The 22,743-nt window shown below is 70.6% G+C and carries 19 protein-coding genes and 2 pseudogenes; 11 read left to right on the top strand and 10 right to left on the bottom strand.

The genetic code is table 11. The features are described from left to right. The first annotated feature begins 103 nt into the window (after positions 1–103). From OHA72_RS14545 to OHA72_RS14525, 5 genes and pseudogenes are all read left to right on the top strand, one after another. Positions 104–1,534, top strand: coding sequence for a gamma-aminobutyraldehyde dehydrogenase (locus OHA72_RS14545; protein ID WP_327008349.1), 1,431 nt, complete (start codon positions 104–106; stop codon positions 1,532–1,534). Then, on the top strand, positions 1,534–2,841 hold the full coding sequence (gene gabT / locus OHA72_RS14540; protein WP_327008348.1) for a 4-aminobutyrate--2-oxoglutarate transaminase: 1,308 nt from the start codon (positions 1,534–1,536) through the stop codon (positions 2,839–2,841). Before OHA72_RS14545 ends, gabT begins: the two co-directional genes overlap by 1 nt. Before the next feature lie 71 nt (positions 2,842–2,912). Next, positions 2,913–3,449: pseudogene (locus OHA72_RS14535) on the top strand (transcriptional regulator); the annotation flags it as partial. Then, positions 3,413–4,939, top strand: a complete 1,527-nt coding sequence (gene adh, locus OHA72_RS14530; protein WP_327011563.1) for an aldehyde dehydrogenase — start codon at positions 3,413–3,415, stop codon at positions 4,937–4,939. The pseudogene OHA72_RS14535 and the gene adh, both read left to right, overlap by 37 nt. 2 nt (positions 4,940–4,941) lie before the next feature. Next, positions 4,942–5,322, top strand: a complete 381-nt coding sequence (locus OHA72_RS14525) for a DUF779 domain-containing protein (RefSeq protein ID WP_327008347.1) — start codon at positions 4,942–4,944, stop codon at positions 5,320–5,322. On the opposite strand, the gene speB is transcribed toward OHA72_RS14525, so the two are convergent. The 6 genes from speB to OHA72_RS14495 all read right to left on the bottom strand — a co-directional run bounded on the left by speB (position 5,305) and on the right by OHA72_RS14495 (position 11,764). After that, entirely contained in the window at positions 5,305–6,297 is a 993-nt protein-coding gene (gene speB / locus OHA72_RS14520; RefSeq protein WP_327008346.1) for an agmatinase, read from the bottom strand. The genes OHA72_RS14525 and speB overlap by 18 nt on opposite strands. After that, positions 6,294–7,490, bottom strand: a complete 1,197-nt coding sequence (locus OHA72_RS14515) for a saccharopine dehydrogenase family protein (protein WP_327008345.1) — start codon at positions 7,488–7,490, stop codon at positions 6,294–6,296. The genes speB and OHA72_RS14515 overlap by 4 nt, the downstream gene beginning before the upstream one ends. Positions 7,491–7,493: 3 nt before the next feature. Continuing rightward, the gene (locus OHA72_RS14510) at positions 7,494–8,300 is read right to left on the bottom strand and encodes an ABC transporter permease (RefSeq protein ID WP_327008344.1); all 807 of its coding nucleotides are present in this window, start codon (positions 8,298–8,300) and stop codon (positions 7,494–7,496) included. Beyond that, positions 8,300–9,202, bottom strand: coding sequence for an ABC transporter permease (locus tag OHA72_RS14505; RefSeq protein ID WP_327008343.1), 903 nt, complete (start codon positions 9,200–9,202; stop codon positions 8,300–8,302). Before OHA72_RS14505 ends, OHA72_RS14510 begins: the two co-directional genes overlap by 1 nt. A 174-nt stretch (positions 9,203–9,376) precedes the next feature. Then, positions 9,377–10,525, bottom strand: a complete 1,149-nt coding sequence (locus tag OHA72_RS14500; RefSeq protein WP_327008342.1) for an ABC transporter ATP-binding protein — start codon at positions 10,523–10,525, stop codon at positions 9,377–9,379. A gap of 3 nt (positions 10,526–10,528) precedes the next feature. After that, entirely contained in the window at positions 10,529–11,764 is a 1,236-nt protein-coding gene (locus OHA72_RS14495) for a polyamine ABC transporter substrate-binding protein (RefSeq protein WP_327008341.1), read from the bottom strand. Positions 11,765–11,995: 231 nt separating this feature from the next. Here OHA72_RS14495 and OHA72_RS14490 point away from each other — a divergent pair, with 231 nt between their 5' ends. Genes OHA72_RS14490 through OHA72_RS14475 form a run of 4 tightly spaced genes read left to right on the top strand, consistent with a single transcriptional unit; the run spans position 11,996 to position 15,796 of the window. Then, complete coding sequence (locus OHA72_RS14490) at positions 11,996–12,496, top strand: Lrp/AsnC family transcriptional regulator (protein ID WP_327008340.1); 501 nt, start codon at positions 11,996–11,998, stop codon at positions 12,494–12,496. After that, positions 12,493–13,872 (top strand): aspartate aminotransferase family protein, encoded by a 1,380-nt coding sequence (locus OHA72_RS14485; protein WP_327011562.1) that lies wholly within the window; start codon positions 12,493–12,495, stop codon positions 13,870–13,872. Before OHA72_RS14490 ends, OHA72_RS14485 begins: the two co-directional genes overlap by 4 nt. Then, positions 13,857–14,453 (top strand): pyridoxamine 5'-phosphate oxidase family protein, encoded by a 597-nt coding sequence (locus OHA72_RS14480; RefSeq protein WP_327008339.1) that lies wholly within the window; start codon positions 13,857–13,859, stop codon positions 14,451–14,453. The genes OHA72_RS14485 and OHA72_RS14480 overlap by 16 nt, the downstream gene beginning before the upstream one ends. Before the next feature lie 8 nt (positions 14,454–14,461). Further along, a complete protein-coding gene (locus OHA72_RS14475; protein WP_327011561.1) occupies positions 14,462–15,796 on the top strand; it encodes an NAD(P)/FAD-dependent oxidoreductase in 1,335 nt (444 codons plus the stop codon). Between the two features lies 1 nt (position 15,797). Here the strand turns inward: OHA72_RS14475 and OHA72_RS14470 are convergent, their stop codons facing one another. Beyond that, positions 15,798–16,247, bottom strand: a complete 450-nt coding sequence (locus OHA72_RS14470; protein ID WP_033364641.1) for a metallopeptidase family protein — start codon at positions 16,245–16,247, stop codon at positions 15,798–15,800. Between the two features lie 173 nt (positions 16,248–16,420). On the opposite strand from OHA72_RS14470, the gene OHA72_RS14465 reads away from it, so the two are divergent. Continuing rightward, positions 16,421–16,777, top strand: a complete 357-nt coding sequence (locus OHA72_RS14465; RefSeq protein WP_327008338.1) for a DUF3499 domain-containing protein — start codon at positions 16,421–16,423, stop codon at positions 16,775–16,777. Between the two features lie 46 nt (positions 16,778–16,823). On the opposite strand, the gene OHA72_RS14460 is transcribed toward OHA72_RS14465, so the two are convergent. Beyond that, entirely contained in the window at positions 16,824–17,081 is a 258-nt protein-coding gene (locus OHA72_RS14460; RefSeq protein WP_033364663.1) for a WhiB family transcriptional regulator, read from the bottom strand. 324 nt (positions 17,082–17,405) lie between these two features. Here OHA72_RS14460 and OHA72_RS14455 point away from each other — a divergent pair. Further along, positions 17,406–17,804: pseudogene (locus OHA72_RS14455) on the top strand (signal peptidase I); the annotation flags it as partial. Positions 17,805–18,059: 255 nt separating this feature from the next. Here the strand turns inward: OHA72_RS14455 and OHA72_RS14450 are convergent. Together OHA72_RS14450 and OHA72_RS14445 are read right to left on the bottom strand one after the other, a co-directional pair. After that, complete coding sequence (locus tag OHA72_RS14450) at positions 18,060–20,540, bottom strand: bifunctional FO biosynthesis protein CofGH (protein ID WP_327011560.1); 2,481 nt, start codon at positions 20,538–20,540, stop codon at positions 18,060–18,062. A gap of 312 nt (positions 20,541–20,852) precedes the next feature. Then, positions 20,853–22,700 carry a hypothetical protein gene (locus tag OHA72_RS14445; protein ID WP_327008337.1) on the bottom strand — a complete coding sequence of 616 codons (1,848 nt, stop codon included), beginning with the start codon at positions 22,698–22,700 and terminating at the stop codon, positions 20,853–20,855. Positions 22,701–22,743: the final 43 nt, after the last annotated feature.

Here is a 22,743-nt window from a genome sequence, read left to right as displayed (position 1 = left end):
CGCCGCCGAAGGCCCGTTCACGACGCGGAAACAGTTGCTCAAAGGGTTGTGTGCTGCGGAATCGGTGGAAGGATGTGGCTGCCGGCACTCAAAGGAGTGGACAATGACCAAGCAACTGCAGAACTTCATCGACGGCGCCCACGTGGAGCCCGCCGACGGCCGTTATTCGGACCTGATCGACCCGTCGACCGGTGAGGTCTTCGCCTCCGCACCGGTCTCGGGCGAGGCCGACGTCGACCGCGCGGTGAAGGCGGCCAGCAAGGCGTTCGAGACGTGGCGCGACGCCACCCCCGCGGAGCGGCAGCGGGCGCTGCTGAAGCTCGCGGACGCCATGGAGGACCGCGCGGCCGAGCTCATCGACGCCGAGTGCCAGAACACGGGCAAGCCGCGGGCGCTGACCACCAGCGACGAGCTGCCCCCGGCCGTCGACCAGGTCCGGTTCTTCGCCGGCGCCGCCCGCGTCCTGGAGGGCAAGTCCGCCGGGGAGTACATGAAGGGCCACACCAGCTACGTTCGCCGCGAGCCGATCGGCGTCTGCGCGCAGGTGACCCCGTGGAACTACCCACTGATGATGGCCATCTGGAAGATCGCGCCGGCCCTGGCCGCCGGCAACACCGTCGTGCTCAAGCCGTCGGACACCACGCCGGTGTCGTCGCTGCTGCTGGCCGAGCTGGCCGCGGAGTTCCTGCCCCCGGGCGTGCTCAACGTGGTCACGGGCGACCGGGACACCGGCCGGGCCCTGGTGTCGCACCCGACGCCGCAGTTCGTGTCGATCACCGGCTCGGTCCGCGCGGGCCGCGAGGTGGCGGGCGCCGCCGCGCCCATGCTCAAGCGCACCCACCTGGAGCTCGGCGGCAAGGCACCGGTCGTGGTCTTCGACGACGCGGACCTGGAGGCGGCCGCCGAGGCGATCGCGGTCGCCGGCTACTTCAACGCCGGGCAGGACTGCACCGCGGCGACCCGCGTGCTCGCCGGCCCCGGCATCTACGACGACTTCGTGGCCGCGATCGCCGAGCAGGCCGCCGCTACCAAGACCGGCGCGCCCGACGACGAGGACGTGCTCTACGGCCCGCTGAACAACGCCGGCCAGCTGGCCCGGGTCGCCGGCTTCCTCGACCGGCTGCCCGACCACGCGAAGCTCAACGCGGGCGGCGCCCGGGTCGGCGACCGGGGCTACTTCTACTCCCCCACCGTCGTGTCCGGCCTGCGCCAGGAGGACGAGATCATCCAGGACGAGGTGTTCGGGCCGGTCATCACCGTGCAGCGCTTCACCGACGAGGACGAGGCGGTCCGCTGGGCCAACGGCGTGGAGTACGGGCTGTCCTCCTCGGTCTGGACGAAGGACCACGGCCGCGCGATGCGGATGACCCGTCGCCTGGACTTCGGCTGCGTGTGGGTCAACGCCCACATCCCGATCGTCGCCGAGATGCCGCACGGCGGCTTCAAGTCCTCCGGCTACGGCAAGGACCTGTCCATGTACGGGCTGGAGGACTACACCCGGATCAAGCACGTCATGCACAACATCGACTTGTGATGGGCAACTCCGAGGACATCCACAAGCGCAGGACGGCGGCGGTCGCCCGCGGCGTCGGCAGCATGATCTCGTCCTATGTGGACCACGCGTCGGGCGGCACGCTGACCGACGTGGACGGCCGCGAATGGATCGACATGGCCGCCGGCATCGCCGTCACCAACGTCGGCAACGCCTCGCCGAAGGTGGTGGAGGCGGTGCGGCGCCAGGTCGAGCGCTTCACCCACACCTGCTTCATGATCGCGCCCTACGAGAGCTACGTCGCCGTGTGCGAGCAGCTGAACGCGCTGACGCCGGGCGCGTTCGAGAAGCGCTCGGCGCTGTTCAACTCCGGCGCCGAGGCGGTCGAGAACGCGGTGAAGATCGCCCGGCACGCCACCGGGCGGCAGGCGGTCGTGGTGTTCGACCACGCGTACCACGGCCGCACCAACCTCACGATGGCCCTGACCGCGAAGGCGATGCCCTACAAGCACGGCTTCGGCCCGTTCGCCGGTGAGATCTACCGGGTGCCGATGTCGTACCCGTTCCGCGACGGGCTGTCCGGCCCCGACGCGGCCGCCCTCGCGATCGGGATGATCGAGAAGCAGGTCGGCGCCGACCAGGTCGCCGCCGTGCTCATCGAGCCGATCCAGGGCGAGGGCGGCTTCATCGTCCCCGCGCCCGGGTTCCTGCCGTCGATCGCCGCCTGGGCGAAGGCCAGTGGGGCGCTGTTCGTCGCCGACGAGATCCAGACCGGGTTCTGCCGCACCGGCGAATGGTTCGCCTCGACCCATGAGGGTGTGGAGCCGGACCTGGTCACCACCGCGAAGGGCATCGCCGGCGGCCTGCCCCTCGCCGCGGTGACCGGCCGGGCCGAGTTGATGGACGCCGTGCACGTCGGCGGCCTCGGCGGCACGTACGGCGGCAACCCGATCGCCTGCGCGGCCGCGCTCGCCTCGATCGAGACCATGCGGGAGCTCGGCCTGACCGCGGCGGCGCGACGGATCGAGTCGGTCATGCGGCCCCGCCTGGAATCCCTCGCCGCGGCGCACCCGTACATCGGCGAGGTCCGCGGCCGGGGCGCCATGCTGGCGGTGGAGATCGTCGTGCCCGGCGCCCCGACCCCCGAGCGGGCCCCGGGGCGCGGCGCGGCACCCGGCGCCACGCCGGATCCGGCGAGGACTGCGGCGATCCAGAAGGCGGCGCACGAGGCCGGCCTGCTGCTGCTGACCTGCGGCACGTACGGCAACGTGATCCGCTTCCTGCCGCCGCTCGTGATGGACGACGCGACGCTGGGCTGCGCCCTGGACGCGCTGGAGTCAGCACTGTAAGTGACGCCGGTGCCCCGGAACGAAACCCCGGGGCACTGGCGGATCATGCGTGACCGGGGTCACTATGGGTCATGCGGAATCCCTGGTTGGCGCTGCGCGCCGGCGCCGACCCCCGGGAGCGGACCCGCCAGATGGGCGCCGCCCACGACGCGTTCCTGGCCGGTGCCGGCACCGTCGCCGACGTGCGCAGCGTGGTCGCCGATTCGTGGCGCCGCAGCGCCGCAGCGCTGCTGGACCCCGGCGCCGCCGCGCCCGTGGACCTCGACTCCCTGGAGGACTACCGGGCCATGCACCCGCTGCGGCACACCCTGCCGCTGTTCCGGGACCTGCTCGGCAGCATCGCCGAGGACGGCGACCATCTCATGGCGATCTGCGACGCCCACGGGCGGCTGCTGTGGGTCGAGGGGCACGGCACCGTGCTGCGCAAGGCCGAGGCGATGCACTTCGTCGCCGGGGCGCACTGGGACGAGGCGCACGCCGGCACCAACGCGCCCGGCACCGCCGTGGCCGTCGACCACGCGGTGCAGATCTTCGCGACCGAGCACTTCAGCCGGCGGGCGCAGCCGTGGACCTGCTCCGCCGCGCCGATCCACAACCCGCACACCGGGCCCTCGTCACCTTCCAGCCCCGCTACGACCACTGGATCGGCGGCGAGTACGTCAAACCCGCCCACGGCCGGTACTTCACCAACCCCAGCCCGGTGACCGGCGAGATCTTCTGCGAGATCGCCCGGGGCACCGCCGAGGACGTCGAGGCCGCCCTCGACGCCGCGCACGGCGCCGCGGACGCCTGGGGGCGCACCTCCGTCGCCGACCGCGCCAACATCCTCAACCGGATCGCCGACCGGATGGAGGCCAACCTGGAGCTCCTCGCCGTCGCCGAGACCTGGGAGAACGGCAAGCCGATCCGGGAGACCCTCGCCGCCGACATCCCCCTGGCGATCGACCACTTCCGCTACTTCGCCGGTGCCGTCCGCGCCCAGGAGGGCAGCCTCGGCGAGCTCGACGACGACACCGTCGCGTACCACTTCCACGAGCCGCTCGGCGTCGTCGCGCAGATCATCCCGTGGAACTTCCCGATCCTGATGGCCACGTGGAAGCTGGCGCCGGCCCTGGCCGCCGGCAACGCCGTGGTGCTCAAGCCCGCCGAGCAGACCCCCGCCTCGATCCACGTCCTCATGGGCCTCATCGCCGACCTGCTCCCGCCGGGCGTGGTCAACATCGTCAACGGCTTCGGCGTCGAGGCCGGCAAGCCCCTCGCGAGCAGCCCCCGGGTCGCGAAGGTCGCCTTCACCGGCGAGACCACGACGGGGCGGCTGATCATGCAGTACGCCTCGGAGAACATCAAACCCGTCACCCTCGAGCTCGGCGGCAAGTCGCCGAACATCTTCTTCGACGACGTCAGCTCCTCGCAGGACGCGTTCCTGGACAAGGCCCTCGAAGGCTTCGCCATGTTCGCGCTCAACCAGGGCGAGGTCTGCACCTGCCCGTCGCGGGCCCTGGTGCAGCAGGGGCACTACGCCGACTTCATGGCCGCCGCCGTCGACCGGGTCAACGCGATCAAGCAGGGGCACCCGCTGGACACCGGCACGATGATCGGTGCGCAGGCGTCCAACGACCAGCTGGAGAAGATCCTTTCGTACCTCGACATCGGCCGGCAGGAGGGCGCCAAGGTCCTCACCGGCGGTGCGCGGGCCGACCTCGGCGGGGAGCTGTCCGGCGGCTACTACGTGCAGCCGACCGTCTTCGAGGGCGACAACGCGATGCGGATCTTCCAGGAGGAGATCTTCGGGCCCGTGGTGTCGGTGACCTCGTTCGCCGACTTCGCCGACGCCATCAAGATCGCCAACGACACCCTGTACGGGCTGGGCGCCGGCGTCTGGACCCGCGACACGAACACCGCCTACCGGGCGGGCCGCGCCATCCAGGCCGGCCGGGTCTGGACCAACTGCTACCACACGTACCCGGCGCACGCGGCCTTCGGCGGCTACAAGCAGTCCGGCATCGGCCGGGAGAACCACAAGATGATGCTGGAGCACTACCAGCAGACCAAGAACCTCCTGGTCAGCTACTCGCCGAACAAGCTCGGGTTCTTCTAGCCATGACCCGCGGCCCGTCCCGTGTCGATGTCACCCCCGCGGCGGCCGAGCTCATCCGGTCGCTGCGGGGCGCCCACGGCCCGCTGATGTTCCACCAGTCCGGCGGCTGCTGCGACGGCAGCTCCCCCATGTGTTACCTGGAGGGCGAGTTCCGCACCGGCTCCTCCGACGTCCTGCTGGAGTCGCTGCGGATCGACGGCGTCGCCGAGCCGGTCACGTTCTGGATGTCGAGGTCGCAGTTCGAGCTGTGGAAGCACACCCACCTGACGGTGGACGTCGTCCCGGGCCGCGGCTCCGGCTTCTCCCTGGAGGCGCCGGAGGGCGTCCGCTTCCTGATCCGTTCCCGCCTGCTGACCTCCGCTGAGCTAGCGGCCCTGGAGTAGGGGCTGGCGGGGGTCCCAGGGGTCGCCCCGGCGGCGCCTGGCGATGGCGGACAGCGCTTCGAGGACGACGCGGTTGGCAAGGTACGCGGTGATCTCGGCGTGGTCGTACGGTGGCGACACCTCGACCACGTCGACGCCGACGACCGGCAGCTCGTAGCAGCAGCGCCGGACCGCGTCGAGCAGCTGCCGCGAGGTGAGGCCGCCCGGCTCCGGGGTGCCGGTGCCGGGGGCCATGCCGGGGTCGACGACGTCGACGTCGACGGACAGGAAGACCCCGTCGCAGTCGTCGGTCGCGATAGTGAACGCCTCGGACAGGCACTCGTCGAGGCCCCGGGCGACGATCTCGGTCATCTCGTAGGACCGCATCCGCTGCTGCGCCATCCAGTCGAGCGTGGCGGGCCCCGGCCAGTACCCGCGCAGGCCCAGCTGCAGGAAGCGGTCGCCGCGCACGGCGCCGGACTCGATGAGGCGGCGCATCGGCTGGCCGTGCCCGACCAGGGAGCCGAACTCGGTGTCGCCGGTGTCGGCGTGGGCATCGAAGTGGACCAGGGAGACCCGGCCGTAGCCGAGCTGCCGGGCCACGCCGGTCGCGTCGGGCCAGGCGATGGTGTGGTCGCCGCCGAGGATCACCGGGATCGCGCCGGTGGCGGCCACCGCGTACACCGCCTCCTCGAGTTTGCGCACCGAGCCCGCGGCGTCGCCGGAGAACATCTCGACGTCGCCGGCGTCGTACACGCGCAGGTCCTGCAGCGGGTCGACGCGCAGGGCCAGCGACGGGCGGGAGCCGTCGTGGGCGAGGTAGCAGGCCTGCCGGATCGCACCGGGGCCGAAGCGGGTGCCGGGGCGGTGCGAGGTGCCGCCGTCGAACGGCGCGCCGATGATGACCACGTCCGCGTCCGGGAGTTCCGTGAGGTCACAGGGCGGCACCCCGAGGAACGTGATGTCGGGGCCGTACATGGGCCCGTATCGCGTCATTTCTCCTGCATCCCCCACGGCGAGCCGTACGCGGTGAGCAACTCCAGGAACGGCTTCGGCGGCAGCGCCTCCGGGCCGAGCACACCGCGGCCCTGCCAGGCGCCGCTCGCCAGGAGCTCCAGGGCCACCACCGGGTTGATCGCGGTCTGCCACACGACGGCCTGGGAGCCGTACTCGGCCATCGACCAGGCGTTGTCCACGACGTGGTACAGGTAGGTGCTGCGCGGCGAACCGTCTTTGCCGAGGCCGGTGACGAGGGTGCCCGCGCAGGTCTTGCCGTGCATGCGGTCGCCGAGGCCGGCCGGGTCGGGCAGGCAGGCGGCGACCACGTCCCGGGGCGCGACCTCGACGCCACCGACCCTGACCCGACGGGTCGAGTCGAGGCCGAGCTTGTGCAGGGTCTTGAGCACGTCGATGAACTCGTCGCCGAGGCCGTACTTGAAGGTGACCCGGTTGCTGGCGACCCAGCGCGGGATCAGCAGGACCTCCTCGTGCTCCACGTTGACGCACTCGACCGGGCCGATGCCCTCGGGGAAGTCGAACACCTCCGGCTCGGAGAACGGCGCCGTGGTGTACCAGCCGCGGTCCCGCTCCCAGATGACCGGCGGGTTCAGGCACTCCTCGATCGTCGTCCAGATGGAGAAGGACGGCGCGAAGTCGTAGCCCTCGACCACCAGGTTCGCGCCGTCGCGGACGCCGATCTCGTGCACCTCGGCGAAGAGCTCGTCGGCGGCGTACCGGGCGAAGACGTCGGACAGGCCCGGCTCGACGCCGATCCCGACGAGGGCGAGCCGGTCGGAGACCTCCCACTGCCCGGCGGCGGCGAACTGCTCGTCGCCGAGCTTCACCCCGGTCTCCTCGTAGGGCCGTTCGGCGTGCGGCTTCGACAGCGACATGGCCATGTCCAGGTAGTGCGCGCCGGCGGCGAAGGCCCCCTCGAAGATCGGCATGACGAAGCGCGGGTCGACGGCGTTGAGCACGTGCGTGATGCGGTGCTCGCGGCACAGGCCCTCGACGGCGGCGGCGGAGGAGGCGTCGACCTGGACCGCGGTGAACCGCGCGTCCACCACGGCCGCCTGGGCCCGCGGAAGGGAGTAGTCGGCGACGACGCAGGCCTCGAAGAAGTCGCGGCGGGCGAGGATGCGCACGGCGGCGGAGCCGACGCCGCCGGCGCCGACGATGAGCAGTCGCATGCGTTAGGCCTTCCGACGCCGCATGTTGGGGATCTGGCCGATGAGCACGACCAGGAAGGAGATCACGAACATGGCGGTGCCGATCACGTTGATCTGCGGCGGGATGCCCCGCTGCGAGGCGCCCCAGACGAACATGGGGAACGTGACGACGCTGCCGGAGTTGAAGTTGGTGACGATGAAGTCGTCGAAGGACAGCGAGAACGACAGCAGCGCCGCCGCCACGATGCCGGGCATCACCAGGGGCAGCGTGACCCGCAGGAACGTCTGCGTCTCGTTGGCGTAGAGGTCCATCGCGGCCTCCTGCAGCCGCGGGTCGAGCCCCGCGAGCCGGGCCTTGACGGTGACGACCACGAACGACAGGCAGAACATGACGTGGGCGATGACGATCGTCCAGAAGCCCAGCTGCACGCCGGAGGCGACGAACAGCGCCAGCAGCGAGGAACCCATGACGATCTCGGGGGTCGCCATCGGCAGGAAGATCAGCGTGTTGGTCGCGGCCCGGCCGCGGAACGTGTGCCGGGCGAGGGCGAAGGACATGAGCGTGCCGAGGATGACGGCGCCGAGGGTGGCGAGCCCGGCGATGGCGATGCTGAGCCAGAACGCGTGCCCGATCCCGGCGGCGCCGAACGGGTCGGCCCAGTGCGCCCAGGTGAACTTGTAGTTCTCCAGGGTGTAGGGCGCGTTGCGGCCGGCGTCGCGGAACGACATCGCGGCGACGACCCCGATCGGGACGAACAGGTACACCAGCACGAGCAGGCCGATCGCCATGACCCAGCGGTCGGCGACGTAGCGGCGTAGGCGATGCAGCATCAGAGCACCTCATCCGTTCCGGCGCGCCGCACGTAGACGAAGACCAGGACCAGGATCGCCGCCATGAGCGTGAACGACAGCGCGGCGGCGCTCGGGTAGTCGCCGACCCTCAGGAACTTCGACTGGATGACGTTGCCGATCATGTACTGCCGGTTGGTGCCGAGCAGCTGCGCGTTGATGTAGTCGCCCGCCGCGGGGATGAACGTGAGCAGCGTGCCGGCCACGACGCCGGGCATCGACAGCGGCAGCGCGACCCTGGTGAAGCGGGCGACCGGCCGGGCGTACAGGTCGCCGGCGGCCTCGAGCAGGCGCGGGTCGAGCTTCTCCAGGCTGGCGTACAGCGGCAGCACCATGAACGGCAGGAAGTTGTAGACCAGGCCGGCGATGACGGCCGGGGTGGTGGCCAGGAGCCGGTCGTCGGGCAGCGGCACGTGCAGCGCGTTGAGCGTCGTCACGACCCAGCCGTTGTCCGACAGGATGACCTTCCACGCCAGGGTGCGGATCAGGAAGCTGGTGAAGAACGGGGCGATCACGCAGATCAGCAGCAGGTTCTTCCACCGGCCGCCCTTGAGCGCGATCGCGTAGGCGAGGGGGTAGCCCAAAAGCAGGCAGATGACGGTGGTGACGGCCGCGTAGCCGAGCGAGCGCATGAAGTGCGGCAGGTATTCGCTCGCCGCGTCGGTGTAGTTGCTGAACTGCCACGTCATCGCGTAGCCCTCTTCGAGGGACCCGCTCGGATCGTAGAGGCTGGTGGCGAAGAGCTGGATCGCCGGCACCGCGAAGAACAGGACCAGCCACAGGCCGCCGGGGAGCAGCAGCAGATATGGCAGCCAGCGCTTCCTCGGCTGTTCGAGCTTCGCCGGTGTACCGGTGGCGCCTCCGACGTGCCCGAGCGCGCTCATGCCGCCACCTCCGCTGCGCTCCGGCGTCGGCCTGAGCCAAAACTGCACCCCTGATTCGCAGCTCCTCCGCTACGCTCCGGGCCGCTCATGCCGCCACCTCCGCTGCGCTCCGGCGTCGGCCTGAGCCAAAACTGCACCCCTGATTCGCAGCTCCTCCGCTACGCTCCGGGCCGCTCATGCCAACGCCTCGGCGTCCACCACGGGTGCCACCGTCTGCCCTTCGGGACGCGACAGCAGGAACGCGTGCTCGGGGCGCCAGTGCACGGTCACCTCGCTGGCCACCGGCTGCGGGGCGGCGACGCCGGAGTTGGGAACGAACACCGTGAGCTCGTCGCCCCATGCGGGCCGCACCAGGTACTGCGTGCTGACGCCGACATACGAGGAATCGGTGACGATGCCGGTGACCGACTGGTGCCCGGACGGCACCTTGTCCAGTCCTGCCGCCAGGTGCATCTTCTCCGGCCGCACCCCGAGCCACACCGAGCCGGTGTCCGCACTGCTACGGGTCGCGGGCAGTGAGAAGCGGGCGCCGTGCGCCTCGACGAGGACGTCGTCGCCGGAGCGGCCGGTGACGGTGCCGGCGAAGAGGTTCGACTGGCCGAGGAAGTTGGCGACGAAGGCGGTGCCGGGGAAGTCGTACATCTCCACCGGGCTGCCCAGCTGCTCGATCTTGCCGGCGTTCATGACCGCGACCGTGTCGGCCATGGTCATGGCCTCCTCCTGGTCGTGGGTCACGTGCACGAAGGTGATGCCGACCTCGGTCTGGATCCGCTTGAGCTCGACCTGCATCTGCCGGCGCAGCTTGAGGTCCAGGGCGCCGAGCGGCTCGTCGAGCAGCAGCACCTGCGGGTGGTTGATCAGTGCCCGGGCGAGGGCGACGCGCTGCTGCTGGCCGCCGGAGAGCTGGGCCGGCTTGCGCTTGCCGAAGCCGTCCAGGTCGACCAGGTGGAGCATCTGCTCCACCTGGTCGGCGACACCCTTGACGCCGCGCCGGCGCAGGCCGAACGCGACGTTGTCGGCAATGTTCAGGTGCGGGAAGAGCGCGTAGCTCTGGAACACCGTGTTGACGGGACGCTTGTAGGGCCGCAGCCGGGTCACGTCCTGGTCGCCGAGCAGGATACGGCCGGTCGTCGGCTCCTCGAGCCCGGCGATCATCCGCAGGGTCGTGGTCTTGCCGCAGCCGGAGGCGCCGAGGAGGGCGAAGAACGACCCCTGGGGCACCGTGAGGCTGAGATCGTCGACGGCCGTGAAGGCGCCGAACGACTTCGTCACGCTGACCAGGTTGAGGTCAGCACCGCTGTCACCGTCTCGCTGCTCGGACATGTATCAGGCCCCCGAGATCGCTTCGAACTTGGCCGAGTACTTCTTGTCCTCTTCCTCGGTCAGGGCCTTGAAGCTCTTGGTCTTGGCGAGGGTGGCCGCGTCCGGGAAGATCAGCGGGTTGCTGGCCAGGTCCGGGTCGAGCTTCTGCATCTCGTCCTGCGCGCCCTGGACGGGGCAGATGTAGTTGACGTACGCCGCCAGCTCCGCCGCGACCTTCGGGTCGTAGTAGTAGTCGATGAGCTGCTCGACGTTGCCCTTGTGGGTCGCCGTCGACGGGATCAGGATGTTGTCCGACCACAGCATCAGGCCCGACTCGGGCGTGACGAACTTGACGTCCTCGTTCTCGGCGCTGAGCTGGATCACGTCGCCGGACCAGGCGATGCAGGCCGCGAGGTCGCCCTTGTTCAGGTCTTCCTTGTAGTCGTTGCCGGTGAACTTGCGGATCTGGCCGGAGTCGACGGCCTTCTTCAGCTTGTCCAGCGCGGCGTCGAACTCGGCGTCCGTCACGGTGCCCGGGTCCTTGCCCTGCGACATGAGGATCAGCCCGACGGTGTCGCGCATCTCGGAGAGCACGGCCACCTTGCCCTTGAGGTCGGCGCGGGTGAGCAGCTCGTCGATGGTGCGGACCTCTTTGGTCACCTTCGCGTTGTAGGCAATGCCGGTGAGCCCGGACTGCCACGGCGCGGCGAACTTCATGTCCTTGTCCCACGGCCGGTTGCGCAGGGTCGCGAGGGCGTTCTTGGTGAAGTTCGGCGTCTTGGTGTTGTCGAACTGCTGCACCCAGCCGAGCCCGACGACGCGGGACGCCATCCAGTCGGTGAGCACCATGATGTCGCGGTCGATCGACTGGCACGCCTGCAGCTGGTTGCGCACCTTGCCGAAGAACTCGTTGTTGTCGTTGACGTCTTCGTTGTACGTGACGGCGATGCCGGTCTTCGCGGTGAACGCGTCGAGCGTCGGGCGCTTCGACTCGTCCTTCTCGTCGACGTCGACGTACAGGGGCCAGTTGGAGAAGTTGAGCTTCTTCTCGGTCGCCGAGACGTCGGTGGCGGTGCACGCCGCCTTCTCCGCCTCGGTCTTCTTCGCGGGCTTCGTGCCGCATGCGGCGAGGGCGCCACCCGTCGCGATGAAGGCACCACCGGCGAACAGACCACGCATCAGGGTCCGGCGCGACAGGCCGGTGGCATTGAGGACGGCGGCCGCTTCGGGAGAGAGCGGCGGGCGAGAGGGGTTTCGCACGAGGGCTCCTACGGATCTCGAGCCGGCACACACGGGGGGCGGTAACCGACGACCGATCCTGACACGAGGTGCCATCACAGACAAGGGATTCCGTTGTCACGATCGAGCCGCACAACGAAAAGCGCCATATGGTCAAACTGAGGTTACGGCCGTCACCCCGGTGAAATACGGTCCCGAACGACTACCGCTTCCGGTGGGATCACGAATCCGCAGATACCTCGTTTCCAGGCTATGGAATTAGTTGCCAACAGCGGGGTCTTGGGCAAGAATCCACACGTGACCGAGCCCGTCCTCGACGACGTCAACAAGCGGATCATCGAGCAGCTGCAGCGCGATGGTCGCATGTCCTATGCCTCCCTGGCCAAGGTCGTCGGCCTGTCGGAGGCGGCGGTCCGGCAGCGCGTGCAGCGGCTGCTGGACACCGGGGTCATGCAGATCGTGGCGGTGACTGATCCACTGACCCTGGGTTTCGCCCGGCAGGTGATGATCGGACTCAAGGTCGAGGGGGATCTCAGGCCGGTGGCCAAGGCTCTCGCCGCAGTGCCGGAGATCGACTACGTGGTGATCTGCGCCGGGGGCTACGACCTGCTCGTCGAGCTCGTCTGCACCGACGACGAGCACCTGCTCAACCTTCTCAACGACACGATCCGGAGCATCCCTGGCGTCACCGCCACGGAGACCTTCGTCTATCTCAAACTCGCCAAGCAGACCTATGCGTGGGGGACCCGATGACCGACCAGCAGCCCGACGCCGCGCGCCTCGACCAGGCCGCGCGCGACCACCTCTGGATGCACTTCACCCGCCTCTCGGCCTACGCCGAGGCGCCGATTCCGGTGATCGTCCGCGGCGACGGGCCCTACATCTACGACAGCAACGGCAAGCGCTACCTCGACGGCTTGTCCGGGCTGTTCGTGGTGCAGACCGGCCACGGCCGGCAGGAGCTCGCCGACGCCGCCGCCAAGCAGGCGTCGGAGCTGGCGTATTTCCCGCTGTGGTCCTATGGGCACCCGAAGGCGATCGAGCTCGCCGACCGGCTCGCCGACCTCACCCCAGGGGACCTGAACCGGGTCTTCTTCACCACCGGCGGCTCCGAGGCCGTCGAGAGCGCGTGGAAGCTGGCCCGCTCCTACTTCAAGCGCACCGGCAAGCCGATGAAGACCAAGGTGCTGTCCCGCTCGATCGCCTACCACGGCACGTCGATGGGCGCCCTGTCGATCACCGGCATCCCGGTGCTCAAGCAGGAGTTCGAGCCGCTCGTGCCGGGCGCGTTCCGGGTGCCCAACACCAACTTCTACCGCCGGCCCGACCAGTCGATGACGGAGGAGCAGTTCGGCATCTGGGCCGCGGACCGCATCGCCGAGGCGATCGAGTTCGAGGGCCCGGAGACCGTCGCCGCCGTCTACCTGGAGCCGGTGCAGAACGCCGGCGGCTGCTTCCCGCCGCCGCCCGGCTACTTCCAGCGGGTCCGGGAGATCTGCGACCGCTATGACGTGCTGCTCGTCTCCGACGAGGTCATCTGCGCGTTCGGCCGGCTCGGTGAGTACTTCGGCGCCAAGCGGTTCGGCTACCAGCCGGACATCATCACCGTCGCGAAGGGCCTCACCTCCGGTTACGTGCCGCTCGGCGCGATGCTCGCCTCCGACCGGCTCGCCGAGCCGTTCCTGGAGGGGGCCAACTGGTTCGCCCACGGCATCACCTACGGCGGTCACCCCGTCGGATCCGCGGTCGCCCTGGCCAACCTCGACATCTTCGAGCGCGAGGACCTCAACGGGCACGTGCGGGACAACTCGCCGCTGTTCCGGTCCTACCTGGAGCGCCTGTACGACCTGCCGATCGTCGGCGACGTCCGCGGCGACGGCTACTTCTTCGGCATCGAGCTGGTGAAGGACAAGGCGACCAAGGAGACCTTCAACGACGAGGAGTCCGAGGCGCTGCTGCGCGGCTTCCTGTCCAAGGCCCTCTTCGACGCCGGGCTCTACTGCCGCGCCGACGACCGTGGCGACCCGGTGATCCAGCTGGCCCCGCCGCTGAACTGCGGCGAGAGCCACTTCATCGAGATCGAGCAGATCCTGCGTTCGGTGCTGACCGAGGCATGGGCGCGCCTGTAGACCGCACACGGGTCCGCCGCCTGCCCGAGCTGCAGGTGGACGATCCGGCCGTGCTGCACGGCATTCTCGACGCGGGGACGGTCGCCCAGGTCGCGATCGTCCACGATGGACAGCCGTATGCGATTCCCGTCGCGTACGGCCGGTCCGGCTCGTCGGTCCTCTTCCACGGCTCCACCGGCAGCCGCCTGTTCCGCCTGCTGGCCGACGGCGCGCCGTGCTGCTTCACCGTGACGCTCCTGGACGGCCTGGTCCTGGCCCGCAGCGCGTTCGAGACCTCCATGCACTACCGGTCCGTGATGGTCCTCGGCACCTGCACGGTCGTCGAGGACAAGCTGCCGGCCCTGGAGGCGGTCAGCGAGCACATCATCCCGGGACGGTGGGCCGTCGTCCGGCCGCCGTCACGCAAGGAGCTGGCCGCCACCCTGGTCCTCGCACTCTCCCTGGACGAAGTGTCGGTGAAGGTGAGCGACGGGCCGCCGGGCACTTCCCCCGAGGACGCGGGATTCGACGTGTGGACAGGGGTAGTGCCGTTCCGCGTTGAACGCGGCGAACCGATCGAGTGCGAGGAGGAGCTGTCGTGAGTTTCTGGATGTCCGCGCTCCCTCCGGTTCCGCCGCGCGCCCCGCTACCCGGCGACGCCGATGCCGATGTCGCCATCGTCGGCGCCGGGTACACGGGGCTGTGGACGGCGTACTACCTCGCCAAGGCCGACCCCGCGCTGCGGATCGTGGTGCTGGAGGCGGAGACCGCGGGGTTCGGGGCGAGCGGCCGCAACGGGGGCTGGTGCTCGGCGCTGTTCCCCAAGTCCGTTCCCGCGCTCGCCCGCACCCATGGGCTGCCCGCCGCCCTGGCCCTGAACGCCGCGATGGAGTCCACAGTGGACGAGGTCGGGCGGGTCGCGGCCGACGAGGGCATCGATTGTGACTACGCCAAGGGCGGCACCGTCGTCCTCGCCCGGTCGGCGGTACAGCTGGATCGCGCGCGGCACGAGGTCGCCGAGGCGCAGGAGCTCGGGATCGACCTACGCCTGCTGTCCTCGGCCGAGGCGTCTTCACGGGTCGGGGCCAGCGACGTGCTCGGCGCCACGTACACGCCGCACTGCGCGGCGATCCAGCCGGCCAAACTGGTGCGCGGGCTGGCCGCCACGGTCGAGCGGCTCGGGGTGCGGCTGTATGAACGGACCCCCGTCACCGCCATCACCGCCGGGTGCGCGGACACTCCACACGGGACGGTGCGGGCGCCGATCGTGGTGCGGGCCACCGAGGGGTTCACGCCCCGGCTGCCGGGGCTGCGCCGGACGATCGCGCCGGTCTACTCGCTGATGATCGCGACGGAGCCGCTGCCGGCCTCCTTCTGGGCCTCGGCCGGGCTGGCGCGGCGCGAGACGTTCTCCGATCACCGGCATCTCATCATCTACGGGCAGCGCACCGCCGACGACCGGCTCGCGTTCGGGGGGCGGGGCGCGCCGTACCACTTCGGGTCGGCGGTCGCGCCGTCGTTCGACGCGTCGCCCCGGGTGTTCGCGGAGCTGCGCCGGGTCCTGGGCGAGCTGTTCCCGGCGCTCGGCGCCGTCGAGGTCGGTCACACGTGGGGCGGGCCGCTCGGCATCGCCCGGGACTGGATGGCGTCCGTCGGCCTCGACCCCGTCACGGGACTGGCGTGGGCGGGCGGCTACGTCGGCGACGGTGTCGGCACGTCCAACCTCGCCGGGCGTACCCTCGCCGACCTGATCCGCAAACAGGACTCCGCGCTGGTCCGCCTTCCCTGGGTGGGGCACCGCTCGCCGAGGTGGGAGCCGGAGCCGTTGCGGTGGCTGGGTGTGAACACCAGTCTGCGGGTGATGACCGGCGCGGACGCGTCGGAGTCGCGCACCGGCCGGCCGTCGCGGCGGGCCGCACTGATGGCGCGGGTGCTCGGTGGCTGACCTACGGCTCCAGGTCCTCGGGTGCCACGCCGAGGAGGTTGGCGACCTGCTCCAGGATCACGTCGTGGACGAGGTCGGCGAGGTCGTCGTGGTCGGCGGCCCGGAACTCCAGCGGCCGGCGGTACAGCACGATCCGCGGCGGCACGCCATGGCGGCCGGGGCGGCCCGGCAGCAGCCGCGCCAGCGGCACCTCGCCGTCCTCCAGGACGTCGGAGTCGTAGACGTTCAGGTCCGGCGGGACGTCCTCGACGGCGAACTCGACACCGGCCAGCTCGTTGGCGAAGCGCTGCTCCAGCTGCTCGACGGAGTCCAGGACCAGGTCGTCGAACATCTCCGCGCGGGTGCGGGACATCGGCAACGAGGCGGGCACCAGCCTGCCGCGCAGCCCCCGACCGTGCCGGTCGCGGCCACGCCGGCCCGGTCCGCTGCGTCGTCGATCGGGGCTCGCCACGCTGCCAGCGTAGCGCCACAACCATCACGGCAGCGTTTCGGCGCCACCTCGCGATCGTCCATGCCACTTCGGGGTGCCGCTCGTCAACCGGTCGGGCGTGTCGGCGTGGTCACCACGGCGTGTCGAAAGGCTTCGGGGTTGGGCTCGGGCCCACGGGGCGATACGGTTCGGCCGTGAGGACCCCACGTCGATGCTCGCGCAACGGATGCCCCCGACAGCCCGTTGCGACGTTGACGTACATTTATGCCGAATCGACCGCAGTTGTCGGTCCACTGGCCGCATTCGCCGAGCCGCACTCCTATGACCTGTGCGAATCCCACGCGCGCGGCCTGACCGCGCCCCGAGGCTGGGACCTGGTCCGGCACGAGGGTGAATACGGTCCGCCGCCGCCGTCCAACGACGATCTGGTCGCGCTCGCCGAGGCGGTCCGCGAGGCCGCGCGGCCCGCGCCGCACAAGGAGGACCCCGGCAACTATCCGCACCAGCAGGGCCGCCGCGGTCACCTGCGGGTCATCCCACCAGACGCATAAGGGGTCCCGGCCTCGCGGCCGGAACCCCTCACAAACCTGCGACCTGCTAGGCAGCGCGTCGTTTGAGCTTGCGACGCTCCCGTTCCGAGAGCCCACCCCAAATCCCGAAGCGCTCGTCGTGCCCCAGCGCGTACTCCAGGCAGTCCGCCCGGACCTCGCAGCGCGAGCAGATGCGCTTGGCCTCGCGGGTGGACCCACCCTTCTCCGGAAAGAATGCCTCCGGGTCGGTCTGCGAGCACAAGGCGCGTTCTTGCCACTCCGGAGCGTTACCCAGCAGGTCGGCCACGACTGGTCGGCCGTCCATCAGCGTGCCTCCTTCTTGCGCACCGGCGACGATGCCGGCGCAACCCCCCACGCGGAAGGCGCATGTCCTACAAGGTTGCTGTTCCTCGGCGCGGTGTTCTTTATGTCCGAAAGATGGCCAACTTTCGGTCACCTCCTCGAACATCCCCCGTGAAATTACACGCGTGTAATGCGTGCGTCGTCAAGCCGAACCTGATAAATAGGCCCGCTCGGGCGATCGCTTGCACCCCGTGCCGTACCCATACCGAGCAAGCCCCGCCGGAGGTAACGGGCGACACGCCGGACGCGCCGGAAGACTCTCGGCGAGTTTGCTCAAGCGCCCCGGGTGCCGGCCGAAATACGCCGATGTGCGGGGAAACCTGGAGTTCGGCACGGCGGTGGCTCGACTCGCGGTACCGTCGTGATCAGGCGGCTGCTGCTCGGCGCCGCGGTGAGCGTCGCGCTGTTCACGGTCGGCATCGTCGGTCTCGGCTGGAAGCCCTATGTGGTCACGTCGGAGTCGATGTCGCCGGCGCTGCACGCCGGGGATCTGATCCTCGTCGATCCGGAAGCGACATCCCTTGCCGTCTATGAGATCGTCACCTACTCCGACCCTCGCGGCCTGGTCACGCACCGGGTCGTCGGCCAGGCGGAGGACGGCACGTTCACGGTCAAGGGCGACGCCAACCTGCGGCCCGACACGCGCCCGGTCGAGCGAAGACAGGTGGTCGGGCCGGTCCGCCTCATCGTGCCGCACATCGGCTGGCCCGTCGTCCAGGTCCGCACCCACCCGTTCAAGGTCGCCGGTGGCGCGCTGATCCTCGCAGTCGTCTGGCCACGCCGGCGGCTGCTGCGGATCGTCGTGCTCGGCGGCCTTGTCGCGGTCGTGGCGATGGTGCCCACGACCGGCGCGCTGCCCGCTTCCGGGGCGCTGCCCGCGTTGCCTGTTCCCGGGGTGCGGGCGCCGGAAGTTCACCCGCCGGCGCTCACCCACGGCGTCCTACGTCCGGGCCGCGACCTCACCGTAGGTGGTGGTGCGCTGGCGCACCGGGCGGCCGGCGGCCTTCCCGATCGCCTCCAGCTCCTCCCTGGTGCGCGCCGAGCCGTGCTCCGAGCCCGCCATCCGGGAGATGGTCTCCTCCATCAGGGTGCCGCCGATGTCGTTCGCGCCGCCGTTGAGCATCGCCACGGTCCCCTCGTCGCCGAGCTTCACCCATGAGCACTGGATGTTGTCGATCCTGGTGTGCAGCAGGATCCGCGCCATCGCGTGCACGGCCCGGTTGTCGCGCCACGTCGGGCCCGGCCGGGCGATGCCGGCGAGGTAGATCGGCGCACTGTGATGGACGAACGGCAGCGCCACGAACTCGGTGAAGCCGCCCGTGCGGTCCTGGATGCCGGCGAGCACCCGGAAGTGGCCGAGCCAGTGGCCGGGGTGGTCGACGTGGCCGTACATCATGGTGGAGCTGGACCGGATGCCCAGCTCGTGCGCCGTGGTCACCACCTCCACCCACGCCGACGTCGGCAGCTTGCCCTTGGTGAGCACCCAGCGGACCTCGTCGTCGAGAATCTCCGCGGCGGTGCCGGGGATCGTGTCCAGGCCCGCCTCCTTCAACTGGCTGAGCCAGTCGCGGATCGACACCCCGGCCTTCGAGGCGGCGGTCACTATCTCCATCGGGCTGAACGCATGGACGTGCATGCCCGGGACCCTGGCCTTGATCGCGCGCACGAGCTCGGCGTACGCACCGACGGGCAGCTTCGGGTCGATGCCACCCTGCATGCAGACCTCGCCGGCGCCGGCGTGCCAGGCCTCCTCGGCACGGTCGGCGACCTCCTCGTAGGACAGCCGGTAGGCGTCCGCGTCGCGCTCCCGCTGGGCGAACGCGCAGAACCGGCAGCCGACGTAGCAGACGTTCGAGAAGTTGATGTTGCGGTTGATCACGTAGGTGATGTCGTCGCCGACGGCGTCCCGACGCAGGTCGTCGGCGATCCGCGTGAGCGCCTCCAGGCCGGCACCGTCCACATTGAACAATGCGAGCGCCTCGGCCTCGTACCGCGGCAGCAGCAATTTGGCAGGGTCGCTCCCGGCCAGCTTGAGTCCACTGTGGACCTCGCTGTCGAGATGCGTGGTCGTCGTGGTGACGACTCTGGTGGCGACCTCCTGCCAGTCGCCGTAGACGGCGTCGAAGTCGCCGCGGCGGTCGTCCGTGCGCCCGTCGGTGTCGATGGTCTCGTGCAGGTCGGTGCGGCCGCTGCTCTCGATGCCGCCGTCGGGCTCCTGCCAGGGCAGGCCGGCCGGCTTCGTGTGCTCCTTGGCGAGGCCGGTCCCGGCGTCCATGAGGGCCTCGACGTGGGCGACGAGCCTTGCGTCGAGCCAGGGGACGCCCCGCTTGGCGTACTCGGGGTAGATGGTGAGCCGCTCTTTGAGGGTGAATCCGTTTTGCTCCGATTTTTCGGACAAATCGGCAATTGCCGGCCAGGGGCGTTCGGGGTTGACGTGGTCCGGGGTGACGGGTGAGACGCCGCCCCAGTCGTCGATGCCGGCGCGCAGCAGCAGGCCGTGCTCATCGTCGATGAGGTTCGGCGGGGCCTGGATCCGGGCCTTCGGGCCCAGCACCAGCCGGGCCACCGCCACCGTCGCGGCCAGCTCGTGCAGCTCCGCGTCGGGCATGCCGCGCATCGCCGTGTCCGGCTTCGCGCGGAAGTTCTGGACGATGACCTCCTGGATGTGGCCGAACTCGCGCATGGCCTTCCGGATCGCGAACAGCGACTCGGCGCGCTCCTCGATCGTCTCGCCGATGCCGATCAGGATGCCCGTCGTGAACGGCACCCCGACCCGGCCCGCATCCTCCAGGACCCGCAGCCGCACCGCGGGCTCCTTGTCCGGCGAGCCGTAGTGCGCGCCGCCCGGCTCCGACCACAGGCGGGTCGCGGTCGTCTCCAGCATCATGCCCATGCTCGGCGCGACCGGCTTCAACCGCTGCAGCTCCGCCCACGACAGCACGCCGGGGTTCAGGTGCGGCAGCAGGCCCGTCTCCTCCAGCACCGCGATCGCACAGGCCCGCAGGTAGTCCAGGGTCGAGTCGTAGCCGCGCTCGTCGAGCCAGCGCTTCGCCTGCTCCCAGCGGTCCTCCGGGCGGTCGCCGAGGGTGAACAGCGCCTCCTTGCAGCCCTGCGCGGCGCCCTCCCGGGCGATGGCCAGGACCTCGTCGATCTCCAGATACTCGCTCGGCAGCCGGTGCGGCACCGTCGCGAACGTGCAGTAATGACACCGGTCCCGGCACAGCCGGGTCAGCGGGATGAAGACCTTCCTGGAATACGTGACGACGCCCGGCCTTCCGGCGTCGGCGAGGCCCGCGTCGCGGACCGCACCCGCGATGGCGAGCAGATCGTCGAGGGCCTGGTCCCGGGCGGTGAGCAGCACGGCGGCCTCGGTCACGTCGAGTGCACGGCCGTCCGCCGCACGGCGCAACGCCCGGCGCATGGCGTTGCCCTCGGTACCTCTGACTACAGACGTCACGCATTGCAGCGTAGGCCGCCGCCGGGCCGATGTGCCCGCACACCCGATGTGACTGTTCTCCTTACGACCACGGGCACCCGCCGCGGTTCGACGGGTGCCCGTGGTGTTCGCCTCTGTGTCCGGCGCTGATGCCTGTTGCTCTCGCCCCGGCGCCGGCCTTGTTTGACGCTGGTCTCGCCTCGGCGCCGGCCTTGCCTCGGCGCGCTGATCTTGCCTCGGCGCTGGCCTTGCCTCGGCGCTGGCCTTGCCTCGGCGCTGGCCTTGCCTCGGCGCTGGTCAGGACTTCGGCGGGATCACCTGGGTGCGCTGGGTGTCGTCGCCGTCGTCGTCGGTGCCGTGCTGGGCGGTCTGCTCGGTGCCGTGCCCGGTGGCCGGGGCCGTGAACGCCGTGGTCGCGTCGGGGTCATCCTGGGCGGCGGGTGCTGCGTGGCCGCCCGATGCTCCCTGGCCATCCGATGCGTCGTGACCGGCCGGGGTGAACACCGTCGTGGCGTCCGGGTCGGCCACCACCGGGTGTGCCTCGGTGACGTTCGCGTCGGCCGTGTGCGCCGGGGCGTCCGTGGCCTGCTCCCCGGCCGGCTGGGCCGCGCTCACCTGGGTGTAGGCGGCGGTGGCGTCCGGGTCGGCGTCGGCCTTCGCGATGCTGACCGGGGCCGCCTGGGTCTCCGGCTCCGCGTCGGCGCCGGCCTGCGTCTGCGCCGTCGTCTCCGCGGGGAACGCGCCGGTCTTGCCGAATGGTGACGCGGCGCCGTCGCCGGTCTCCTCGACCGGCTGCTCCACGGCCGGGGCGCCCGTCGCGGCACCTGAGGTCGGGTGGGTCGAGGACCCGCCCGGCCAGCCGGCCGCCGCAAAACCACCCGGAGGCGTCACCCCGCCGTCGGTGGCGGATCCGGCCGGGGGCGCCGAGACCGGCGGGGTGACCGGAGGCGCCGAGACCGGCTGGGTGGCCGCGGGTGCCGTGTACGTCGCGAACGGCGAGCTCAGCGGCGGCGTCGACGCGGGTGCCGCGGACACCGGCTCCGCCGACCCGGTCGTCTCGGCGGCGGGCTGCGGGGTGTACGCGGGAGCGCCGGACGCCGGAGCCGTGAACGCGGGAGCACCTGTCGCCTGCGCGTTGAACGCGGGAGCACCGGACGCCGCCGGGTTGTAGGGCTGCGCCGCCGCCTGCGGGTTGTAGCCGGGTGCGGCCGCCGCCTGCTGGTTGTAGCCGGGTGCTGGGGCACCGGAGGCGGGCACGGGGGCACCCGACGCCTGTGCCGCAGGGTAGTTGATCGGCTGCGTGGCGTACGCCTGCTGCTGCGCGGCGGGGACGACCTGCCCGGTGCCGGTGGTCGCCGGGTTCGTCCAGGCGCCGGTCACCGGCTGCTGCTGCGGGTAGCCCGGCTGCTGCTGGTACGCCTGCTGCGGGGCCGCGCCGGGCTGCTGCTGGTAGCCGGTGTGCTGCGCGTACTGCTGCTGCTGGGGATACTGGTAGCCCTGCTGCGGCCCGTACGGGTACGCCGGCTGGCCGTAGACGCCCGGGGGCGGCTTCGGGGGCGCGTAGGCGCCGAGGTAGACCCGGATGACCAGGAACAGGCCGAGACCGAGCAGTGAGAGCGTGCCGAGCCGGGTCAGGAAGACCGCGAGGACGGGCCCCATCGGCACCCCTTCGCCGCGCAGGTCGCCGATCAGGCTGGCGAGCAGCATGACGAGACCGAACAGCGCCGCGACCGCGTACTCGATCAATGCGATGAGGACGATGAGCTTCGCCTTCGGCACGACCGGGTCGAGGTGGGTCGCGAGCAGCACCGCGAGGATCGGCAGCGCCACCGTCTCGATCGAGACGAACGCGCTGAACGCACCGCCGGCGTTGTTCAGGAACTGGTCCGTCAGCGTGGTCAGCAGTGCGATGAACCCGGCGAGCAGGAACGCCCCGGCGACGCCGAGCAGCACGAACGCCGCCAGCTCGCGATAGGGCATGGTGAGCGCACGGGCCTTCTTCACGTCGACCGGTGCCGCCACGGGGGCCGGGGCGTGAGCGCCCTGCGGCTGTGGCTGAGGCTGGAACGACGAGGTGGCCGGTCCGGCGGCGTAGGCCGGGTGCGGCGCCGCCGAGGAGGTCGGATCGGGTGGCTGGGTGCTCACTGGCTCTCCCCAAGATCTAGCGGTCACGCGACAGGTCGCTCGC

The sequence above is a fragment of the Dactylosporangium sp. NBC_01737 genome (assembly GCF_035963215.1).
In the GTDB taxonomy this organism is placed as follows: Bacteria; Actinomycetota; Actinomycetes; order Mycobacteriales; family Micromonosporaceae; genus Dactylosporangium.
Note: the sequence above shows the minus strand (reverse complement) of the source record. Positions and strands in the feature narration are given on the sequence as shown.